Annotated in this window: 13 protein-coding genes and 1 pseudogene; 6 read left to right on the forward strand and 8 right to left on the reverse strand. The window is 59.2% G+C overall.

The genetic code is table 11. The features are described 5' to 3' along the window. Positions 1-44: 44 nt before the first annotated feature. Complete coding sequence (locus ACI7MX_RS20030; RefSeq protein WP_314483309.1) at positions 45-845, forward strand: endonuclease/exonuclease/phosphatase family protein; 801 nt, start codon at positions 45-47, stop codon at positions 843-845. A gap of 12 nt (positions 846-857) precedes the next feature. Here ACI7MX_RS20030 and ACI7MX_RS20035 read toward each other — a convergent pair whose 3' ends face one another. From ACI7MX_RS20035 to ACI7MX_RS20055, 5 genes are all read right to left on the reverse strand, one after another. Continuing rightward, entirely contained in the window at positions 858-1,064 is a 207-nt protein-coding gene (locus ACI7MX_RS20035; RefSeq protein ID WP_405590888.1) for a hypothetical protein, read from the reverse strand. A 547-nt stretch (positions 1,065-1,611) separates the two neighbouring features. After that, positions 1,612-1,881 carry a short-chain dehydrogenase gene (locus tag ACI7MX_RS20040; RefSeq protein ID WP_314492149.1) on the reverse strand — a complete coding sequence of 90 codons (270 nt, stop codon included), beginning with the start codon at positions 1,879-1,881 and terminating at the stop codon, positions 1,612-1,614. Between the two features lie 503 nt (positions 1,882-2,384). Further along, positions 2,385-4,613 (reverse strand): 1,4-alpha-glucan branching protein GlgB, encoded by a 2,229-nt coding sequence (glgB, locus tag ACI7MX_RS20045; RefSeq protein WP_405590885.1) that lies wholly within the window; start codon positions 4,611-4,613, stop codon positions 2,385-2,387. Further along, positions 4,613-7,960, reverse strand: coding sequence for a maltose alpha-D-glucosyltransferase (gene treS, locus ACI7MX_RS20050; RefSeq protein ID WP_405590882.1), 3,348 nt, complete (start codon positions 7,958-7,960; stop codon positions 4,613-4,615). The genes glgB and treS overlap by 1 nt, the downstream gene beginning before the upstream one ends. Positions 7,961-8,005: 45 nt before the next feature. Next, complete coding sequence (locus ACI7MX_RS20055; protein WP_405590879.1) at positions 8,006-10,003, reverse strand: alpha-1,4-glucan--maltose-1-phosphate maltosyltransferase; 1,998 nt, start codon at positions 10,001-10,003, stop codon at positions 8,006-8,008. 212 nt (positions 10,004-10,215) lie between these two features. Between ACI7MX_RS20055 and ACI7MX_RS20060 the strand changes: the two genes are divergently transcribed. Next, positions 10,216-10,380: a hypothetical protein gene (locus tag ACI7MX_RS20060; protein WP_314492139.1), complete on the forward strand. Its 165-nt coding sequence runs from the start codon at positions 10,216-10,218 to the stop codon at positions 10,378-10,380. A gap of 4 nt (positions 10,381-10,384) precedes the next feature. Here the strand turns inward: ACI7MX_RS20060 and ACI7MX_RS20065 are convergent, their stop codons facing one another. Next, the gene (locus ACI7MX_RS20065; RefSeq protein ID WP_314492137.1) at positions 10,385-10,882 is read right to left on the reverse strand and encodes an MgtC/SapB family protein; all 498 of its coding nucleotides are present in this window, start codon (positions 10,880-10,882) and stop codon (positions 10,385-10,387) included. A gap of 269 nt (positions 10,883-11,151) precedes the next feature. On the opposite strand from ACI7MX_RS20065, the gene mapR reads away from it, so the two are divergent. Next, entirely contained in the window at positions 11,152-12,561 is a 1,410-nt protein-coding gene (gene mapR / locus ACI7MX_RS20070; RefSeq protein WP_314492136.1) for a GntR family transcriptional regulator MpaR, read from the forward strand. A gap of 123 nt (positions 12,562-12,684) precedes the next feature. Here the strand turns inward: mapR and ACI7MX_RS20075 are convergent, their stop codons facing one another. Then, positions 12,685-13,095 carry a hypothetical protein gene (locus tag ACI7MX_RS20075; RefSeq protein ID WP_405590874.1) on the reverse strand — a complete coding sequence of 137 codons (411 nt, stop codon included), beginning with the start codon at positions 13,093-13,095 and terminating at the stop codon, positions 12,685-12,687. Positions 13,096-13,318: 223 nt separating this feature from the next. Here ACI7MX_RS20075 and ACI7MX_RS20080 point away from each other — a divergent pair, with 223 nt between their 5' ends. The 3 genes from ACI7MX_RS20080 to ACI7MX_RS20090 are packed head-to-tail and all read left to right on the forward strand — an operon-like array spanning position 13,319 to position 19,092. Next, the gene (locus ACI7MX_RS20080) at positions 13,319-16,540 is read left to right on the forward strand and encodes an efflux RND transporter permease subunit (protein ID WP_405590871.1); all 3,222 of its coding nucleotides are present in this window, start codon (positions 13,319-13,321) and stop codon (positions 16,538-16,540) included. Further along, on the forward strand, positions 16,530-17,696 hold the full coding sequence (locus ACI7MX_RS20085; RefSeq protein ID WP_405590868.1) for an efflux RND transporter periplasmic adaptor subunit: 1,167 nt from the start codon (positions 16,530-16,532) through the stop codon (positions 17,694-17,696). Before ACI7MX_RS20080 ends, ACI7MX_RS20085 begins: the two co-directional genes overlap by 11 nt. After that, positions 17,680-19,092 (forward strand): efflux transporter outer membrane subunit, encoded by a 1,413-nt coding sequence (locus tag ACI7MX_RS20090; RefSeq protein ID WP_405590865.1) that lies wholly within the window; start codon positions 17,680-17,682, stop codon positions 19,090-19,092. The genes ACI7MX_RS20085 and ACI7MX_RS20090 overlap by 17 nt, the downstream gene beginning before the upstream one ends. Here ACI7MX_RS20090 and ACI7MX_RS20095 read toward each other — a convergent pair. Continuing rightward, positions 19,089-19,495: pseudogene (locus tag ACI7MX_RS20095) on the reverse strand (hypothetical protein); the annotation flags it as partial. The gene ACI7MX_RS20090 and the pseudogene ACI7MX_RS20095 sit on opposite strands and share 4 nt — an antisense overlap.

A 19,495-nucleotide genomic window follows, 5' to 3' on the forward strand; every position in this document is an offset into this window, starting at 1 on the left:
GGGCGTGTACCGGGTCGAACGTGAATCAACGCACAGGAGAGACCATGACGCTTGATATTGTCGGCAACCCCATCGAATCGCCGGCGCCCGAAACGGCGCCGGCTGTACACCGAATCAAAGTGCTCACGGTCAACATGCACAAAGGCTTCACCGCATTAAACCGACGCTTCATCCTGCCGGAGCTTCGCGAAGCCGTGCGTGCGACCGGGGCTGACGTGGTGTTTTTGCAAGAAGTGCTGGGCGAACATGACAAACACGCCTCGCGTTATGACGCGTGGCCGGCAGTGTCGCAGTATGAATTTTTGGCTGACAGCATGTGGACTGACTTTGCCTACGGCCGCAATGCGGTCTATCCCGGAGGTCACCACGGTAACGCCGTGCTGTCCAAATTCCCGATCAAGTCCTATCGCAACCTGGATGTTTCCATCACCGGCCCTGAACGGCGCGGGCTGCTGCACTGTGTACTGGACGTGCCGGGGCATAACCAAGTGCATGCGATCTGCGTTCACCTGAGCTTGCTGGAAAGCCATCGGCAGTTGCAAATCGTCTTGCTCAAGCAACTGATCAAATCCTTGCCGCCTGAAGACCCGGTCATCATTGCGGGGGATTTCAACGATTGGAAACTGCAAGGTAATGCGACGTTGTTACAGCGTGACGACTTGCATGAAGTGTTCCAGCGTCATTATGGGCAACTGGCCAAAAGCTACCCGGCTCGGTTTCCGATGCTGAGGCTGGACCGGGTTTACTTGCGCAATGCGACCGGGAAAAACCCGGAGATTTTGGGGGGTAAACCGTGGACGCATTTATCGGATCATTTACCGTTGTCGGTAGAGGTTCATTTATAAAACGCGGGCTAGTCACCAGCTTTTGATCTGGCTTGTGATCTGCTTGTGATCTTGATCTGGCTTTTGATCTTGATCTGGCTTGTGATCTTGATCTGGCTTTTGATCTTGATCTGGCTTGTGATCTTGATCTGGCTTGTGATCTTGATCTGGCTTTTGATCTTGATCTGCCGCTCCTTCGGAAGGCTGAATGGAGGTTTCGCGGAGTGGGTCGACCGGCATGGATGCCGGGAGAGCCGTGTTGGGCCATGGATGGCCCGTCACGGCGTGCCCACGGAGCGGGACCGGAGTGAGGGAACCTGAGCGAAGCGAGGGCCGTACGCGGGAGCGGAAGCGTTTTGGTTACTTTGCCGCTTTTGCAAAGTGACACGCCGTAAGGGCGTAACCATAACTTCAGCTAGACGCTAGTAATGGATATGTACTCGAAGCTTTTAATAGGCCCGTGTACATATCCATTTAATACGTTAAATCTTTCTACGGGTTTCGCCCTTACGGCGGCTCACTTTTGTCAAACAGCCACAAAAGTAAGCAAAAGGTCCTTGCCCTACCATACGGCCGCCTCGCCTAGGCTCGGCGGTGCCTTCACTCCGGTGCTGTTATGGGGGCCCGCCGCGACGGGCCATCCTTGGCCCGATCGCGGCTGGCTTGGCGTCCTGCCTCGCCACCCCCATAACAGCACCTGCGTTCAGCCTCCTGTGAGGGGCATTCGCGTCGACCCAAAAATCGCGTGGCATCAGCAACAGCAAGAGCAAGAGCAACGGCAACTTCTCTATTCCACCCGTAAGCGCCAACCCAACACATCCAGCAAATCACACCCATCACGAAGCAAAATCATCATCACGGTTGCTATCTGCCGTAGATCAACCGTATCGGCTAATTCAAGATCACGATTGGACAGGGTTTCCATCAATTGAGTGGCTGCCCGCACACGGGCGGCAGCATTGGCATGAAGCACATCAACCGGCGCATTGCGGTCGATCAAAAGCGCGGGGATAAGGCAGTCGATAGCGGTCAGCGGAATGAAAGAATCTTGAGTCATGGGTTAAAACTCTTGGGCATGGGCTTAAGCCATCCACATTCGTCGCCAAACGAAAACAGGTGGCTGCTGTACGCGGGTTGGCGAACCGGTCATACCCAAGAAACTCCGGCAGATCCTGAGATCTCCCACGTACAGCTGCCATAAAGCCTCGCGATGCAAAATACACGCTTGGCTAGAGATAGCAATTCTTGGCATGTTCCGAGTCGCCAAACCCGGTCGCTTAATGCGAGCGCTGACTATAGGCCCGCGCCCCCGCCATCTCAATCGACAACCCTGTACGAAACCTCCCAAATCCCAGTGAGCGCACACCTACAGTCAAACACAGCTCACACGACCCACACTGCGTAGCAGCTGACGAGTAGTGCGAGGCTGCGTCCGGCTGCATAGCAGCCGCAAAACCATTCAACCTGTGAGTTTCAGATACATCGTGGTCAACGAATTTGCGACGATTGCATCGTCGAACGCAGCCTCGTACTACTCGTCAGCTGCTACGAGTAGATACGTCAACCCGAAGGCTGCAACACCAATACCCCCAACGGCGGTAAATTCAACGCCACCGAACACCCTTGACCATGGCTGGGCATGTCATCACTGGCGACCCCACCGCCATTGCCATAATTGGACCCGGCATACAGCCCCGCATCGCTGTTTAACACCTCTTGCCATGTCCCGGCGAAAGGCACCCCAATGCGATACCCCTCTCGCGGCACCGGGGTAAAGTTGGCGACCACCAACAGCGGCGCGCCTTCCTTGCTCCAGCGTAACCAGGCATAAACACTGTTGGTCGCATCATCGCCAATCAACCACTGAAAACCCTGCGGGGCATCATCCTGATCATGCAAGGCCGGATACTCGCGATAGAGCCGGTTCAAATCCCCCACCAGCTTCTGCACACCCTGGTGCTCTGGGTATTGCAGCAAATACCAGTCAAGCTGCTGATCGTGGTTCCATTCACGCCACTGACCAAACTCGCAGCCCATAAACAGCAGCTTCTTGCCCGGATGCGTCCACATAAAACTCAAATAAGCCCGCAAGTTGGCAAACTTCTGCCAGCGATCACCGGGCATTTTGTCGATCAACGAATGCTTGCCGTGCACCACTTCATCATGGGAAATCGGCAGGATAAAACGCTCGCTCCAGGCGTACACCAGACCAAAACTCAACTCGTTATGGTGATGGGCTCGGTAGAGCGGGTCTTGCTGGATGTAATGCAGCGAGTCATGCATCCAGCCCATGTTCCATTTGTACGAAAACCCCAACCCGCCATGGGCAGTACTCTGGCTGACGCCCGGCCAGGCCGTGGATTCTTCGGCAATCATCAACGCACCCGGCGCTTCCAGCGCGACCACGTCGTTGAGGTGTCGTAAAAAATCAATGGCTTCAAGGTTTTCGCGCCCACCAAATCGGTTAGGCACCCACTCACCGGCTTTGCGCGAGTAGTCGCGATATAACATCGACGCCACAGCATCAACACGCAGCCCGTCGATATGGAAGTGCTTAAGCCAGTGCAACGCCGAGGCCAGCATAAAACCATGCACTTCGGTGCGGCCCAGGTTGTAAATCAGGGTGTTCCAGTCCTGATGAAAGCCTTCCAGCGGGTTGGCATATTCATACAGCGCTGTGCCGTCAAATTGAGCCAGCCCGTGGGCATCATTGGGAAAGTGCGCCGGCACCCAATCGAGAATTACGCCAATGCCTGCCACATGGCAGGCATTGACGAACGCACCGAAATCATCCGGTGAACCGTAACGGGCCGTCGGGGCGTACTGTGACAACGGTTGATAGCCCCACGACCCACCAAACGGATGTTCCATGATGGGCATCAGTTCAATATGGGTGAAGCCAAGCTGCGTCACGTACGGGATCAGCCGTTCAGCCAGTTCCTGCCAGGTGTACTGGCGCTCGATGTCGCCCACGTCGTCGACTTCGCATTGCCAGGAACCCACGTGCAGCTCATAGATGGACAATGGCTTGTCGTGACGGTGATGCTCGGCGCGCCCCTCCATCCAGGCCGCGTCCTGCCAATCCACCGCCAGCGGCGACGCAACTCGGGACGCCGTATCGGGCGGCAGCTGGGTCGCCAGCGCCATAGGGTCGGCCTTGAGCGGCAGGATGCCGTGCTCGCCGAGAATTTCGTACTTGTACGCTTCACCGGCTTCAAGGCGCGGGATAAAAATCTCCCACACACCACTTGGATGACGCAGGCGCATGGGGTGGCGGCGGCCATCCCAGATATTGAAGTCACCGACCACCGACACCCGCCGGGCATTCGGTGCCCAGACGGCGAAACGCACACCCGGTACGCCGTCGACACTCATCACCTGAGCGCCCAGGCAACTGCTCAAGTCGCGGTGATTGCCTTCAGCGAAGAGGTACAAATCCATTTCGCCCAATAGAGGGCCAAAGCTGTAAGGATCTTCACTGGTCTGCTCGGCCCCGGCCCAGTTAATACGCAGGCGGTAGGGTTGCGTGTGATCGAAATGAGCGGCAAACAGCCCTGCCACGTCCGTTTCGTGCAAGCTGCCGAGCAGGTCGTCACTGTCGCGCGCAACCACCTTGACACTCAGGGCGCCGGGCAAAAATGCCCGAATGACCTGACCGCCCTGCCCGTCCGGATGAGGCCCCAAGACGGCAAACGGATCACGATGCTGGGCGCTGATCAAGGCCTCGACATCCTGCTGCTCAGGCATCAACGCCTGTTTTCCTGCCCCCAGATCCTTGCTAGAACTCATTACTTCTCTCCATCTGGTAAAGGCTTGGCCTTGCCTGGCAAGTGAGCAAGCAGCTCACTTAAGCCCTGCAAGGGCACACGCAGCCACGTAGGCCGATTGGCTGCTTCATAGATAACTTCGTAGGCCGCCTTTTCCAGGCTCATGAGCGCCAGCGCAGCATCCTCACCGCGTGGCGAAATCCATTCAGGGCTAAGGCTAGCTGTTGCCAACCGATATGCATCGATCAAAGCATGACGTGCGTCATTTATATAGCGCTCAACGACCCGTTGCCGAGCATCGTCTGCCTCGGATGAGTGATCCGCCTGTTGCACATTGCTGATCGCCATCGCTCCGGCGTAGTCAAAGGAGCGCAGTAAACCGCTGACGTCCTTGTAGGGACTGTTTTTGGCCCGTCGGTCTTTCAGGGAGCGCGAGGGTTCACCCTCGAAGTCGATAAAGAACGCATCGCCCTGCACCACCAGCACTTGTCCCAGATGCAAGTCGCCATGCACGCGGATGTTCAGCCCGCCTTGGGTGTCTGCGGCCAGTTGCTGGATGTGGGTGTTGATCGCTCCCTGCTGCTCGATCAGGTGCTTGACGCGCTGTTGATCAGCGGCGGGCAAATCACTCGCGTGTGCCTTGAGTTGCTGCAGGGCGTGCTTGACCTGCGCCGTGATATGCGTGGCCAGCCGCTGACTGTCTTTTAGGGTGGTGGTGTGCGGCGCAAAGTCCGGGTTGTCGTGGGCATGTGCTAATAGGGTATGCATCTCGCCCAGTCGCTGGCCCAGCACACGGGCAAACTCCGCCAGCTCGCTCAACGCGTTGTAATGCTGTTCGTGCTCGGATTGAGCATCTGCCAATTCGTCGCGAATTGCCCGCTCAAGGGTGTTGTGGGTCCAGCTCCAGGCATCACCCTGATTGCTCAAGTACCCCTGGGCAATCATCAGCAAAGTGTCCTCACCCTGAGCATCCCGGCGCACGACTGACCCGAGCAGCGGGGAAATATTCGGATAACCGGCGCGGGTCAGGAAGTGCCCCATTTCCAGTTCAGGGTGCGGGCCGCTGCGCAGTTGGCGCAACAGTTTGAGCACCAACACACCGCCCACCACCACCGAACTGTTGGACTGTTCGCCCGTGAGGTAGCGCACCTCGCTGTGCTCATCGAGGCCCAGCGCGATCATCGGGTCCGTGGCGCTGAAATGAATGTCACCGGCACTGCTGCTGACCGTCTGGCCTTTTTTCAGGCTGGATAACACGGCGTGCACAAAGGGTTCCAGATTGAACGCATCGGTCAGAAAACCGACATGGCGCCCGCGGCGCAAGCGTGACAACACGACCTGTTGAGCCACTGCAGAACTCGGTTGTTCCTCACCCAGTGCGCCCAAGGGCACTTGGTAACGGTGCGGCTGACCGGCGCACGTGACTTCCAGTTCCGTCAGTAATACCGGCGATTCAGCTTCGCCAAAGGCGGCGCCGTAAACAATGGTGACCTGCTCAATGGGCACCTCTTTGTGCCCGAACCAACGACGATTGGGCAACCAGCTCGGCAGTACGTTCTGTTCCAGCACCGTGCGAACAGGAGGTTTAAGCACATCACCAATGCCACCTTTAAGTACCAGCGTCACCAGCTCCGGCAAGCTTTGCGAAGGCTCGGTGTGCCAACCGGGCATCTGGTTTTCGCTGGCCAGCAGAAACCAGAAAAACCCATAAGGCGCCAGCGTCAGCATGAAAGGTGTCTGGCCGATGGGCGTAAAGGCGTTACCGCCGATCATTTCAACCGGCACACGGCCCGCAAACTCGGACAGATCCAGTTCCGCCGCTTGGGCACTGCGTGACACATTGGCCACGCACAAAATGGTTTCGGTTTGGCCGTCGCTGTCAGTGAACGCGCGGGTGTAGGCCAGAATGCGTCGATTGCTCGGCGAGAGCATTTTCAAGGTGCCACGGCCGAAGGCTTTTTGCTGCTTGCGCACCGCCAACAGGCGGCGGGTCCAGTTCAGCAACGAATGCGGGTCGCCCGATTGCGCTTCCACGTTAACCGACTGATAGCCATACAGCGGGTCCATGATCGGCGGCAATACCAGACTGGCCGGGTTGGCCCGCGAGAAACCGCCATTGCGGTCAATCGACCACTGCATGGGCGTGCGCACGCCATCGCGGTCGCCCAGATAAATGTTGTCGCCCATGCCGATTTCGTCGCCGTAATATAGGGTCGGCGTTCCGGGCATCGACAGCAGCAAACTGTTGAGCAATTCGATGCGGCGGCGATCGCGCTCCATCAACGGCGCCAGACGTCGACGAATGCCCAGGTTGATGCGGGCACGCTTGTCAGCGGCATAGTAGTTCCACAGGTAGTCGCGCTCTTTGTCGGTGACCATCTCCAGGGTCAGTTCATCGTGGTTGCGCAAGAAAATCGCCCATTGGCAATTCGCAGGTATTTCCGGGGTCTGGCGCAAAATATCGGTAATCGGAAAGCGATCTTCCTGCGCCAGCGCCATGTACATGCGCGGCATCAGCGGGAAATGAAAGGCCATATGGCACTCATCGCCATTGATGCCATCACTGTCGCCAAAGTACTGCTGAGTGTCTTCAGGCCATTGATTGGCCTCGGCCAGCAACATGCGGTCGGGGTAATGGGCATCGATTTCAGCACGGATCTGCTTAAGAATCTGGTGGGTTTCAGGCAGGTTTTCATTGTTGGTGCCGTCGCGTTCGATCAAATACGGGATGGCATCCAGACGCAGGCCATCAATGCCCATGTCCAGCCAATAGCGCATCACCGCCAGCACTTCTTTCATGACCTGCGGATTGTCGAAATTGAGGTCTGGTTGATGGGAATAAAACCGGTGCCAAAAGTACTGACCGGCTACTGGGTCCCACGTCCAGTTCGAGGTTTCAGTGTCCAGAAAGATAATCCGCGTGCCGTCGTACTTTTCATCGGTGTCCGACCACACGTAATAATCTCGCGCTTTGGAGCCGGCTTTGGCGTGGCGGGCTTTCTGGAACCACGGATGTTGATCGGAAGTATGATTGATCACCAGTTCAGTGATGACCCGCAAGCCACGCGCATGGGCTTCCTTGATAAAGCGTTTGACGTCGGCCAATGTGCCGTAGTCAGGGTGTACCCCACGGTAGTCGGCAATGTCATAGCCATCGTCGCGCCGTGGCGAGGGATAGAACGGCAGCAACCAGAGGGTGTTGACCCCCAGCTCGGCAATGTAATCGAGCTTGCTGATCAACCCCGGAAAATCGCCAATTCCGTCATTATTGGAATCGAAAAATGACTTGATGTGCACTTGGTAAATCACCGCGTCCTTGTACCAGAGCGGGTCTTTGATAAAGCTTGCCGATGCGGGTTTCTTCGCCATGTGGACTCCCTGCCGATGCGGTTGGTTGGGCCTTGCAGCCGTTACCTAAAGGGGTTTGATTCGCCAGATACCAAAGGGCTGTTGCCAAGGTTCAAGGCGCATCCATTGAGTCTTGCCGTACCAGGTCCAGCGATGACCGTTCATCAAGTCTTCGCCTGAGGTCTGCGCGTCATCGGCCAGCCCCATCTCCCACAGCGGCAACTCGAAGTGCGCTTCTTGGGCGTTATGCGGATCAAGATTTACCGCCACTAGCACAAAGTTGCTGCCGTCAGCGCTGCGTTTGCCGAAATACAGGATGTTGTCATTCCACGCGTTGTACAGCGTGAGGCCCAAGTGACTGTGCAAGGCGGGGTTTTGCCGCCGGATGCGGTTGAGCTGGGCGATTTCAGCGACGATATTGCCCGGTGCGCCGTAGTCCCGAGGGCGGATCTGGTACTTCTCTGAATCCAGGTATTCTTCCTTACCCGCCAGCGCGGCCGACTCACACAGCTCAAACCCTGAATACATGCCCCATAACCCCGACCCCATGGTGGCCAGCGCGGCACGAATCAAAAAACCGGCGCGGCCGGACTCATGCAAAAAGCGCGGGTTGATGTCCGGGGTGTTGACGAAGAAATTAGGCCTGAAGCATTCACGCAATGGGCTCTGATTCAGTTCGGTGAAATACGCCGCCAGCTCGGCCTTGGTGTTACGCCAGGTGAAATAGGTGTAGCTCTGCGAATAGCCGATCTTGCCCAGGCGCGCCATCATCGCCGGGGTGGTAAAGGCTTCAGCGAGAAAGATCACTTCAGGGCAGCGCGTGCGCACATCCGCAATCAACCACTGCCAGAACGGCAAGGGTTTGGTGTGCGGGTTGTCGACGCGAAAAATTTTCACACCCTCGTCGATCCAGCCGAGCACGATGTCGCGCAGCTCAAGCCACAGGCTAGGAATGGCATCGGGGGCATAGAAATCGACGTTAACGATGTCCTGATATTTTTTCGGCGGGTTTTCCGCATAGCGAATGGTGCCGTCAGGCCGCCAGTTGAACCAGCCGGGGTGCTGTTTGAGCCACGGATGGTCTTGGGAGCATTGAATGGCAAAGTCCAGCGCGATGGCCAGCCCCTGGCGCGCGGCGGCAGCCACCAGCCGACGAAAATCCTCACGGCTGCCCAACTGCGGATGAATGGCCTCGTGCCCGCCCTCCTCACTGCCGATGGCATACGGGCTGCCGGGATCATCCGGGCCTGCCTGCAATGAATTGTTGGGGCCTTTACGGTGACTGCGGCCGATGGGATGAATGGGCGGAAAATACAGCACGTCAAAACCCATGTCGTGGATCATCGGCAAGCGTTCGAGCACATCATTGAAGGTGCCGTGTCGGCTGGGGTCATCGGTGGCTGAACGCGGAAACAGCTCGTACCAACTGGCAAACTGCGCCAACGGGCGTTCCACGTCCACGGGGAACTCGGGGCTCAGGCTGACGTATGCATGGTGTTGGGCCTGAGCCATCAATTGCGCACTGTGTTCGTGCACAAACAGTGCTACCTGCTCGTTTTCCAGCAGGGCAGACAGCTGGCGCAGCAACACCTGCAATTGCTCATGTAATTCACCCTGGCTCAGCTCAATGGCGTGCTGCACCAGAATGCGACCTTCCTGAAGCTCCAGACTGACGGGAATACCGGCCTGGTGCTTTTTTTCCAGCTCATGACAAAAGCTGGCGAAGCGATCGATCCATGCCTCGATGCAAAACACATAGCGGCCCTGAACCGGCACCGTGAACTGGCCGCTCCACGCGTCATTGCCGACAAAGCGCATCGGCGCTGCCGACCAGTCATCGCTACTGGCCAGTCGCCAATGCAACGTCACCGCCAACTGGTCGTGACCGTCGCTAAACACCTTGCTACTGACCTGCACCGTTTGCCCGACCACCGCCTTGACCGCAAACTCGCCGCCGTCGATCACGGGCGAGGTGGACTCAATGGCAATGCGCGGCAATAACAAGGCCTGCGACAACGGCAGGGTGGAGGATAAATCGGGGTCCAGCGGGAAATCAGCATTCATCGAACCTCACTCCTCACGCCCTGGGACGCTAATGGGTGGTCGTTTCACAGCACATTCCGGCATCTGTACCGGGGGACCTAGGTTGGGAGCAAGGTAGCCGCTTAAAAGTTCAGACTAATTTGAGGACACGCCGTTGGTCATGGCATGGGAACCGTACAGGTGCGAAGGCGGTCGACCGGCTACACCTTCCATGCAGCAATGAGGCCAACGCGATGAACATCCCTATCCCCGCTGAAACCCCCGATCCCAATATCGATGACCCGGTGTTACCGCCTGTGGAGCCTGAACACATTCCCGAGGAAGAACCGCCGCTGGGTGATCCCAAGCCGATTGGTGATCCGCCGGGGGAACATCCCCCCATGAAAACCGATTTGTAGGGCCTTAGCGCTTGTCAAACAGGTTCACCACTTTGGGCATGACACTGAAAATGCCCAACGCCAGCAAGGTGCTCAGCACGGCCGTGGATTCACGGCCCATACCCGCCGCGACGCCAATAGCGGCGGTCATCCACAGACCGGCGGCGCTGGTCAGTCCTTTGACTTGCTCATCGTCTTCACCCGTGACCTTGCCTTTGAGAATGGTCCCTGCCCCCAGAAAACCAATACCCGCGATCACGCCCTGAAGCACCCGGCTCATGGCATCCGCCTGAGAGCCGGACATTTGCGGCACGAGTACAAATAGCGCGGCCCCCAATGCCACCAACATATGGGTCCGCACCCCGGCGGCCTTACCCTTTTGCTCGCGCTCAAAACCGAGCACGCCACCCAGCACCGCAGCGATCAATAGGCGTACGGTGATTTGGGTCAGCTGTTTTGCATCCGTGATATCGGCGAACTCTGCGATCAAGGTCAACCACACCTCATGCCACCATGCGTCCATCTTATAGCCCTCTTAATGCACTCTTCTTGGTTTAACACCCGTAAAAGCAAAACGTTCATATTGAAGCTGATCTGCTGTTTAACCCGGTAGCTGAGTCTGTTATGTATTCAGTTAGCAAAGGATAGTGGTCAGTCATGAGTGTCATTGATGGTGTGCACGTTTGCACTCGATGACATCCTGATACACCCTCACCCTAGCCCTCTCCCAAAGGGAGAGGGGACTGTTTTTTGGTGTACCTGAAATGTTGTAACCGAACCGAGCCTCGTCTAATGAAACGCTACGAACAATTTGCCGATGACATTGCCGAACTGATCCGCAGCGGAGTGCTCGGCCCCGGTGAGCGCGTACCTTCAGTGCGCTACGCCAGCCAGACCTACGGCATCAGCCCGTCGACGGTGTTTCAGGCCTATTACTTGCTCGAACGCCGTGGCCTGATTCGCGCCAAGCCGCGCTCGGGCTATTTCGTCAATGTGCACACCCCCACTCCGTTCGAGGAACCGGCCATCAGCAGCCACGCGCCCGAGTCCACGCAGGTCGATGTCAGTGGTCTGGTGTTCTCGGTGCTGGACTCGATCAAAGACCCGCACACCGTGCCCTTCGGTTCGGCATTCCCCAGCCCGTTACTGTTTCCGCTCCAGCGTCTGGCCCGTTCAATGACCGCCGCCTGCCGTGAGATGGACCCGCGCATGGTGGTCACCGACCTGTCGCCGGGCAACCCGCACCTGCGCCGCCAAATAGCCCTGCGTTACATGGTCGGTGGGCTGATGCTGCCCATGGAAGAGTTGTTGATCACCAATGGCGCGCTGGAAGCCCTGAACCTGTGCCTGCAAGCCGTAACAGAGCCGGGTGATCTGGTCGCCATTGAGGCCCCGGCGTTTTATGCGTGCCTGCAAGTGCTCGAACGGCTCAAACTCAAAGCCGTCGAAGTGCCGGTGCACCCGCGTGACGGCATTGATCTGGAGGTGCTGGCTGACACCCTTGAGCGGCATCCGATCAAGGCCGTGTGGTGCATGACCAGTTTTCAAAACCCGATTGGCGCCACCCTTCCCGAGGCCCGTAAAAAAGCCTTGGTTGAACTGCTGCGCAGCCATCAGGTGCCGTTGATTGAAGACGATGTGTACGCCGAATTGTATTTTGGCCTGCACCCGCCAAAACCGGCCAAAGCCTTTGATACAGAGGGCTTGGTCATGCATTGCGGCTCGTTTGCCAAAAGCCTGGCTCCCGGCTATCGCATCGGCTGGGTGGCGGCCGGGCGCTACGCGCAAAAGGTTGAGCGGCTGAAACTGATGACGTCACTGTGCGCGTCGATGCCCGCCCAGGCAGCGATTGCCGATTACCTGCAACACGGTGGTTACGACCGTCATTTGCGCAAATTGCGCGATGCGCTCGAAGAACAACAAAACGCCATGCTGGCGGCCATTGCCCGTTACTTTCCGGCGCAGACGCGGGTCAGCAAACCCTCGGGCGGCTACTTTTTATGGCTGGAACTGCCCGAGCAGATGGACTCCCTCAAGCTGTTCGAAATGGCCTTGGCCCAAGGCATCAGCATTGCCCCGGGGCCGATTTTTTCGCCGACCCAACGCTTTCGCAATTGCATTCGCCTGAACTACGGCAGCCCGTGGGACAGCGCCAGTGAAAAAGCCATGGAAACCCTGGGCAAAATCATCAAATCGTTTTAGCCCCATTTGTAGCCGCTGCCGAGGCACGCAGGCTGCGAAAAGGGCCCCAGGGCCTTCGGTACTGGGGCCGCTGCGCATCCCATCGCAGCCTGCGTGCCTCGGCAGCGGCTACACGGTTGCTGATTACCCCGGCATGCAATTGAAGTCCGCCGTGCGTGCCACTTCCTTGCCGTGGGAGTCCACCAGTCGTGCACTGACTTCTGGCCCCAGGCTCGATTCAATCAACTCATAGTGTTCACCGGCCTTGAACCCGGTGTAATTGACTTTGCCTTGGCAATCGACCTCATTTTCATCACCCGTGGCACCTTCATACAGGGTCACGTCCAGACGATGCGCGCCGGGTGTCACTTCGAAGAACCGACCATCCTGCGTGCTTTTACCGTCCACACGTTCAGCCATCAGGTCGCTGTTGCCCTCTTCTTTAAAGCCGATCCAGGCTTCGCTCGGGTCTTGTTTGGGCATCGGCCCGGCACAGGCCGACAGCAGCATGATTAACCCAAGAGTCGGAATCAAAAGCAGCGGTTTAACAGTCATCACACGTACACCTCGCAAGGGGAACCAAAGAGTGCGACAGACGCAACTACCGGCCCGTCGAAGTTGACCAGCTTGGTGCTCACCCCGCGTTACGCCAAATGAATGAATATGAAGGGATTTTCAGCGCTTATCTAAAGGAACCTTCACGTTCCTGAAAGGTGATCGTTAGGTGTGGACGGTAAGACTGCCCAGGTTTGCAATTCCACTCCCCGGAGGTTCAGGCATGCTCGGGCTGGTAAAGACCGCACTGCACAAGCCCTACACGTTTATCGTGTTGGCGATTTTCATCTGCATCATTGGGCCGCTGGCTGCCGTTCGCACCCCCACCGATGTATTCCCCGACATCGGCATTCCCGTGGTCGCCGTGGTGTGGCAATACACCGGTTTGGCACCCGCAGACATGGCGGGTCGGGTGATTTACACCTACGAGCGCTCGCTGAGTACGACCGTTAACGACATCGAACACATCGAGTCGCAATCATTGCCCGGTATGGGCATCGTGAAAATTTTCTTCCAGCCCGGCGTCGACATTCGCACGGCCAACGCGCAAGTGACCGCCGTGTCACAAACCGTGCTCAAGCAGATGCCGCCCGGCATCACCCCGCCGCTGATTCTTAACTACAGCGCTTCCACGGTACCGATTCTGCAATTGGCCTTTTCCAGCCCCACGCTGTCGGAAGCTAAAATCCGCGATCTGGTGCAAAACAATATTCGCTTGCCCCTCAGCTCGCTGCCCGGTCTGGCCATGCCGACGCCAATGGGCGGCAAGCAGCGCCAGATCACCCTCGACCTCGACCCACAAGCCCTGGCCGCCAAGGGCCTGTCGGCGCAGGACGTAGGCGCTGCACTGGCCGCGCAAAACCAGATTATCCCCGTGGGCACGGCCAAACTGGGCACCTACGAATACACCGTGATGCTCAACAACAGCCCCAAGGCCATCGATGAGCTTAACGATCTGCCCATCAAGACCGTCAACGGCGCGCTGATCACCATCGGCCAGGTGGCTCACGTGCGGGACGGTTCACCGCCGCAAACCAATATCGTGCGGGTCGACGGCCACCGTGCCGTGCTGATGCCCGCCTTGAAAAACGGCAACATCTCGACCTTGTCGATTGTCGACGGCATTCGCGCCATGTTGCCGCGCATCAACGAAACCTTGCCGCCGTCACTGAAAACCTCGCTGCTGGGCGATGCCTCGGTGTTCGTCAAACAGTCGGTGGGCAGCGTGGCGCAGGAAGGCATCATTGCCGCGCTGCTGACCAGCGCGATGATTCTGCTATTCCTCGGCAGCTGGCGATCCACACTGATCATTGCGGTGTCGATTCCACTGGCAGTGTTGTCAGCCATCGCCCTGCTGGCCCTAAGCGGCCAGACCCTGAACGTCATGACCCTCGGCGGGCTGGCGTTGGCCGTGGGGATATTGGTGGACGATGCGACCGTCACCATCGAGAACATCAACTGGCACCTTGAGCAAGGCAAGTCGGTGCGCGAGGCCATTCTCGACGGGGCCAAGCAGATTGTCGGTCCGGCTTTTGTGTCGCTGCTGTGTATCTGCATCGTGTTTGTGCCGATGTTCATGTTGCAGGGCATTGCCGGTTATCTGTTCCGTCCAATGGCGCTGTCGGTGATTTTCGCCATGGGCAGTTCGTTTATTCTGTCGCGTACCTTGGTACCGACGCTGGCGATGTTTCTGCTCAAGCCTCATGTGCCGGAGCAAGGGGCAGGCCATCACCCGGAAGACAGCTACATCAACCACCACGAGGGCAACCAGCCCACGCAACCGCACTCGGCCCCGGTGCGCGCCCTGTTGAATTTCCAGCAAGGTTTCGAGCGCCGCTTCTCAGCCGTGCGCGACGCCTATTACGCGGTACTGGAGCTGGCGCTGGCGCATCGCAAACGTTTTTTGCTGGGTTTCATGGCCTGCGTGCTGGCCTCGTTTGCCCTGCTGCCCAGCTTGGGTCAGGACTTCTTTCCGGCCACCGATGCCGGGGCGCTGGCGTTGCATGTGCGCCTGCCGCTGGGCACGCGCATTGAGGAAAGTGCCGCCGATTTTGACCGGATCGAAGCGCGCATTCGGGAAATCATCCCCGCCGAGCAGTTGGACACGGTGATCGACAACATTGGTATTCCGTTGAGCGGGATCGACATGGCCTACAGCAGCAGCGGCACCATCGGCCCGCAAGATGGCGATATTCAGATCAGCCTCAAGGCCGGTCACAGCCCGACGGCGGACTACGTCAAACGCTTGCGTGAAGCGCTGCCCGAGAGCTTCCCCGGCAGCCAGTTTGCCTTTATGCCTGCGGACATCAGCACCCAGATCCTCAACTTTGGTGCTCCGGCGCCGCTGGACATCAAAGTCTCCGGACGCGATGACGCCGCCAACCGCGCCTATGCGCTGGAACTGCAACGCCGCCTGCAACACGTGCCCGGCATTGCCGATCTGCGTATTCAGCAGTCCGTTGGCTATCCGTCGCTGCAAGTCAACGTCGATCGCCAACGCGCCAATGGCTTGGGTATTACCGAACGTGACGTCACCAACAGCATGGTCGCCTCGCTGGCGGGTAGCTCGCAGGTGGCGCCGACCTTCTGGCTTAACCCGCAAAACGGCGTGTCTTACGGGGTGGTCGCCGCCACCCCGCAATACCGACTGGACAGCCTGCCCGCGCTGGAAGCCTTGCCCGTAACCGGCAGCAGCGGTCAATCACAAATCCTCGGCGGGCTGGCGACCATCACCCGGGTCGAAAGCCCGGCCGTGGTCACCCACTACAACATCCAGCCGACGCTGGACCTGTACGCCAATATCCAGGGCCGCGACTTGGGCGCGGTGGCCGCCGATGTGCAAAAAGTCATCGACGGCGCCGCCGACCTGCGGCCCAAAGGCGCGACCATCAGCCTGCACGGGCAGATCGACGCCTTGCATGAAGCGTTCAGCGGGTTGAGCTTTGGCCTGCTCGGCGCGGTCGTGCTGATCTACCTGCTGATTGTGGTCAACTTTCAGTCCTGGCTTGATCCGTTTGTCATCATCACCGCCCTGCCCGCCGCGCTGGCCGGGATTGTCTGGATGCTGTTCCTCAGCGGCACGTCGTTGTCGGTGCCGGCCCTGACCGGGGCCATCCTGTGCATGGGTGTGGCCACTGCCAACTCGATTCTGGTGGTCAGTTTCTGCCGCGAGCGGCTGGCCGAACATGGTGACGCCCTCAAGGCAGCGCTCGAAGCGGGCTATACGCGCTTTCGCCCCGTGTGCATGACCGCGCTGGCCATGATGATCGGTATGCTGCCACTGGCCTTGTCAGAAGAACAGAACGCGCCACTCGGACGCGCCGTTATCGGCGGCCTGATGCTGGCCACCGTTGCCACCCTGCTGTTCGTGCCCGTGGTGTTCAGCCTGGTGCACGGCCGTGAAAAAAATCGCGCTGCTGCTGGAGAAACTTCCCATGTCGTCTAATCAAAAACCCTCGCGCAAGCGTTTGATGGTGCTGGGCATCGGTGGCTTGAGCCTGGCAGCCCTGCTGGTGGCCAATTGGCTGGCAGCGCGCAGCCGCCATGAGCAGGCCGTCGCCAATTGGACCGAAGCCGCCGCCTTACCGGTCGTCAGTGTGTTCCAGCCGTTGCAAAACGCCCACGGCGACACCTTGCGCTTGCCCGCGCACCTTGAAGCCTGGAGCAAGGCGCCGATCCATGCACGGGTCAATGGCTACCTGAAAAGCTGGCAAACCGACATCGGCAGCAAGGTCAAAGCCGGGCAAATTCTGGCGGTAATCGACAGCCCCGACCTTGACCAGCAAGTGGCGCAAGCCCGCGCCCATAGGCTGCAAGCGCAAGCCAACGCCACGCTTGCCGCGACCACGGCCAGTCGCTGGCAAAACCTGCTGGCGAGTCATTCCGTGTCGCGTCAGGAGGCCGACGAAAAGCGCTCGGATGCTGCGGCGGCCAAGGCCAATGCGCAAGCCGCCGAAGCGGACTACGCACGGCTGTCGACGCTTGAAGATTACAAAACCATTCGTGCCCCCTTCGCGGGCACCATTACCGCGCGCAACACCGACATTGGTCAGTTGATCAAGGCCGACACCGACAGCGACGCTGAGCTGTTTGATATTGCCGACACCCATCAACTGCGCCTGTACGTGCCGGTGCCACAGAACTACGCGAGCGTGATTCGACCCGGCATGCAGGTGCAACTCAGCGTGCCCGAGCATCCGGGGCAAACCTTCACTGCCCGGCTGATCGGTAATTCGACGTCGGTTGATCCGCGCTCAGGCACCCTGATGGCGCAATTTGTCGCGCTCAACCCCGGCGACGCGCTGATGCCCGGCGACTATGCCGAAGCGGTGCTGTCGATTCCGGCCGACACCCACGGCGTCAGCATCCCGGCCAGCGCCCTGATCTTTCGGGCTCAGGGCACGCAGGTGGCGCTGCTCGACAGCGCCCAGCACGTGCACTTGCAAGACATCCATATCGGTCTGGATCTGGGCGAACGGCTGGTGATCGATCAAGGCCTCAAGCCTGCCGACAGGGTGATCGACAATCCGCCTGACGCCTTGCGCGAAGGCGACTCGGTCAAACCGGCCGACACAGGAGCCTCCCATGCAGCCAACGCTTAAACGTGGCGCCCTGTTGTTGGCGCTGGCCCTGCAGGGCTGCTCACTGGCGCCAACTTACACCCCCCCGACGCTGGACTTGCCCGCGCAGTACCGCGAACAGACCAGTGACGGCCCGTGGCACAGCGCGCAACCTGCCGACCAACTGTCGCCGCAGTGGTGGCGGGTGTATCACAGCGAGCGCCTGAACGGCTTGCAACAGCGCTTGCTGTCCGCCAACCCGGATCTGGCGGCCGCACTGGCGCATTACGATGCCGCTCAGGCCTACGCCGGCCAACTGCACGCCGGACTGTTCCCGCAGATAACCGCCAGCGGTCAACCGCTGCGCCAGCGCCAATCGGACAACCGACCCTTGCGCGGCACCACACAGCCATCGGTCTACAACAGCAACACGGCAGGGTTCGCGTTGAATGTTGATCTCGACCTGTGGGGCAAGATTCGCAATCAGGTGGCCGCTGGAGATGCCCAGGCGCAGGCGTCGGCCGACGACCTGGCCGTGGCACGGTTAAGCCTGCAACGCCAGCTGGCCAGTCTTTACGTGCAGCTAGACGGGCTGGACGCGCAACAACGCATCGTGTCCACATCGCTGGATGATTACCGCCAAGCGCTGGAGCTGACCCGCGCACGCTACCAAGGGCAGATTGCTTCAAAAATGGACCTGACCCGTGCGCAAAGCCAATTGGCCGAGGCCCAGGCCCAACGGGATGACGTGCGTGGTCAACGCAACCTGACCGAACACGCCATCGGTGAACTGGTGGGCGAACCCGCCAGCACGTTCCAGCTGCCGCCCAGTGAGCACCCGCTGAACCTGCCTGCCGCCCCCAACAGCTTGCCCAGCACCTTGTTGCAACGCCGCCCGGACATTGCGGCGGCGGAACGAAGGCTGTTTGCCGCCAATGCCGGGATCGGCGTCGCCAAGGCGGCGTGGTATCCCGACTTCAGCCTGACCGGGCTGCTGGGTGGCCAGACGCAGGGCAGCGGTAACCTGTTGGCCACGGCCAATCGGTTTTGGGCGTTGGGGCCGTTGGTGAACCTGCCGATCTTTGACGGCGGCCGGTTGAGCGCACAAGAGCAGCAAGCCAAAGCCGAATTTGAAGAAGCCGCAGCCCACTACCATGCTCAAGTACTGCGGGCGGTGCGCGAGGTGGAAGACAACCTGGCGCAACTGCGCGACCTGCAACAGGAAAACCTCGACGAACAGGCCGCGGCCAATGCGGCCCGACACACGCAATCTCTGGCCACCAACAGCTATGAAGCGGGGGCCGTGAGCTACCTGGATGTGGTCACGGCGCAGACCGCGGCCTTACAGGCCGAGCGTCAAGTGCAGGCGCTGCACACCCGCCAGCTGCAAGCCAGCGTGGGTTTGTTGACGGCACTGGGCGGGGGTTGGCAGGGTTAGGTCAGACCTGAAGCGGCCTTCGCCTGCTCAATCCAGAGGCGTTTTCGTTCCTCAAGCTCCTCGGCTTCCAGCAAACGGCGTCTGTCTTCGGGGGTCAAGCTGGCCTGATACGCCGCCTCTTCCTCGGCTTTTCGCACGGCCGCCGCGGCCAGTGCGGCGGTTAGCACGGTTTGCAGTGCCGGGGTGGTCGCGGTGGTTTCATCGAGCGCGGGTGGCAAAGGCAGTGAATCGAGCAGCTTCACGATGCTGCCGGTGTCCTGGGTAAACACGCGAACACCTTGGGTGTCTTCAAGCATCGGCAAGGCCACGCCAGTCAGCGTATCAATGGCGCTGAACTCTGGCGCCCCGACCTTGCCGCGAAATACCGGAAGACCCAGCGAAGGTATGATGAGCCCGACCAGAT

Origin of the sequence: Pseudomonas sp. 2024-210 (assembly GCF_045062345.1) — a bacterium.
Taxonomy (GTDB): Bacteria; Pseudomonadota; Gammaproteobacteria; order Pseudomonadales; family Pseudomonadaceae; genus Aquipseudomonas.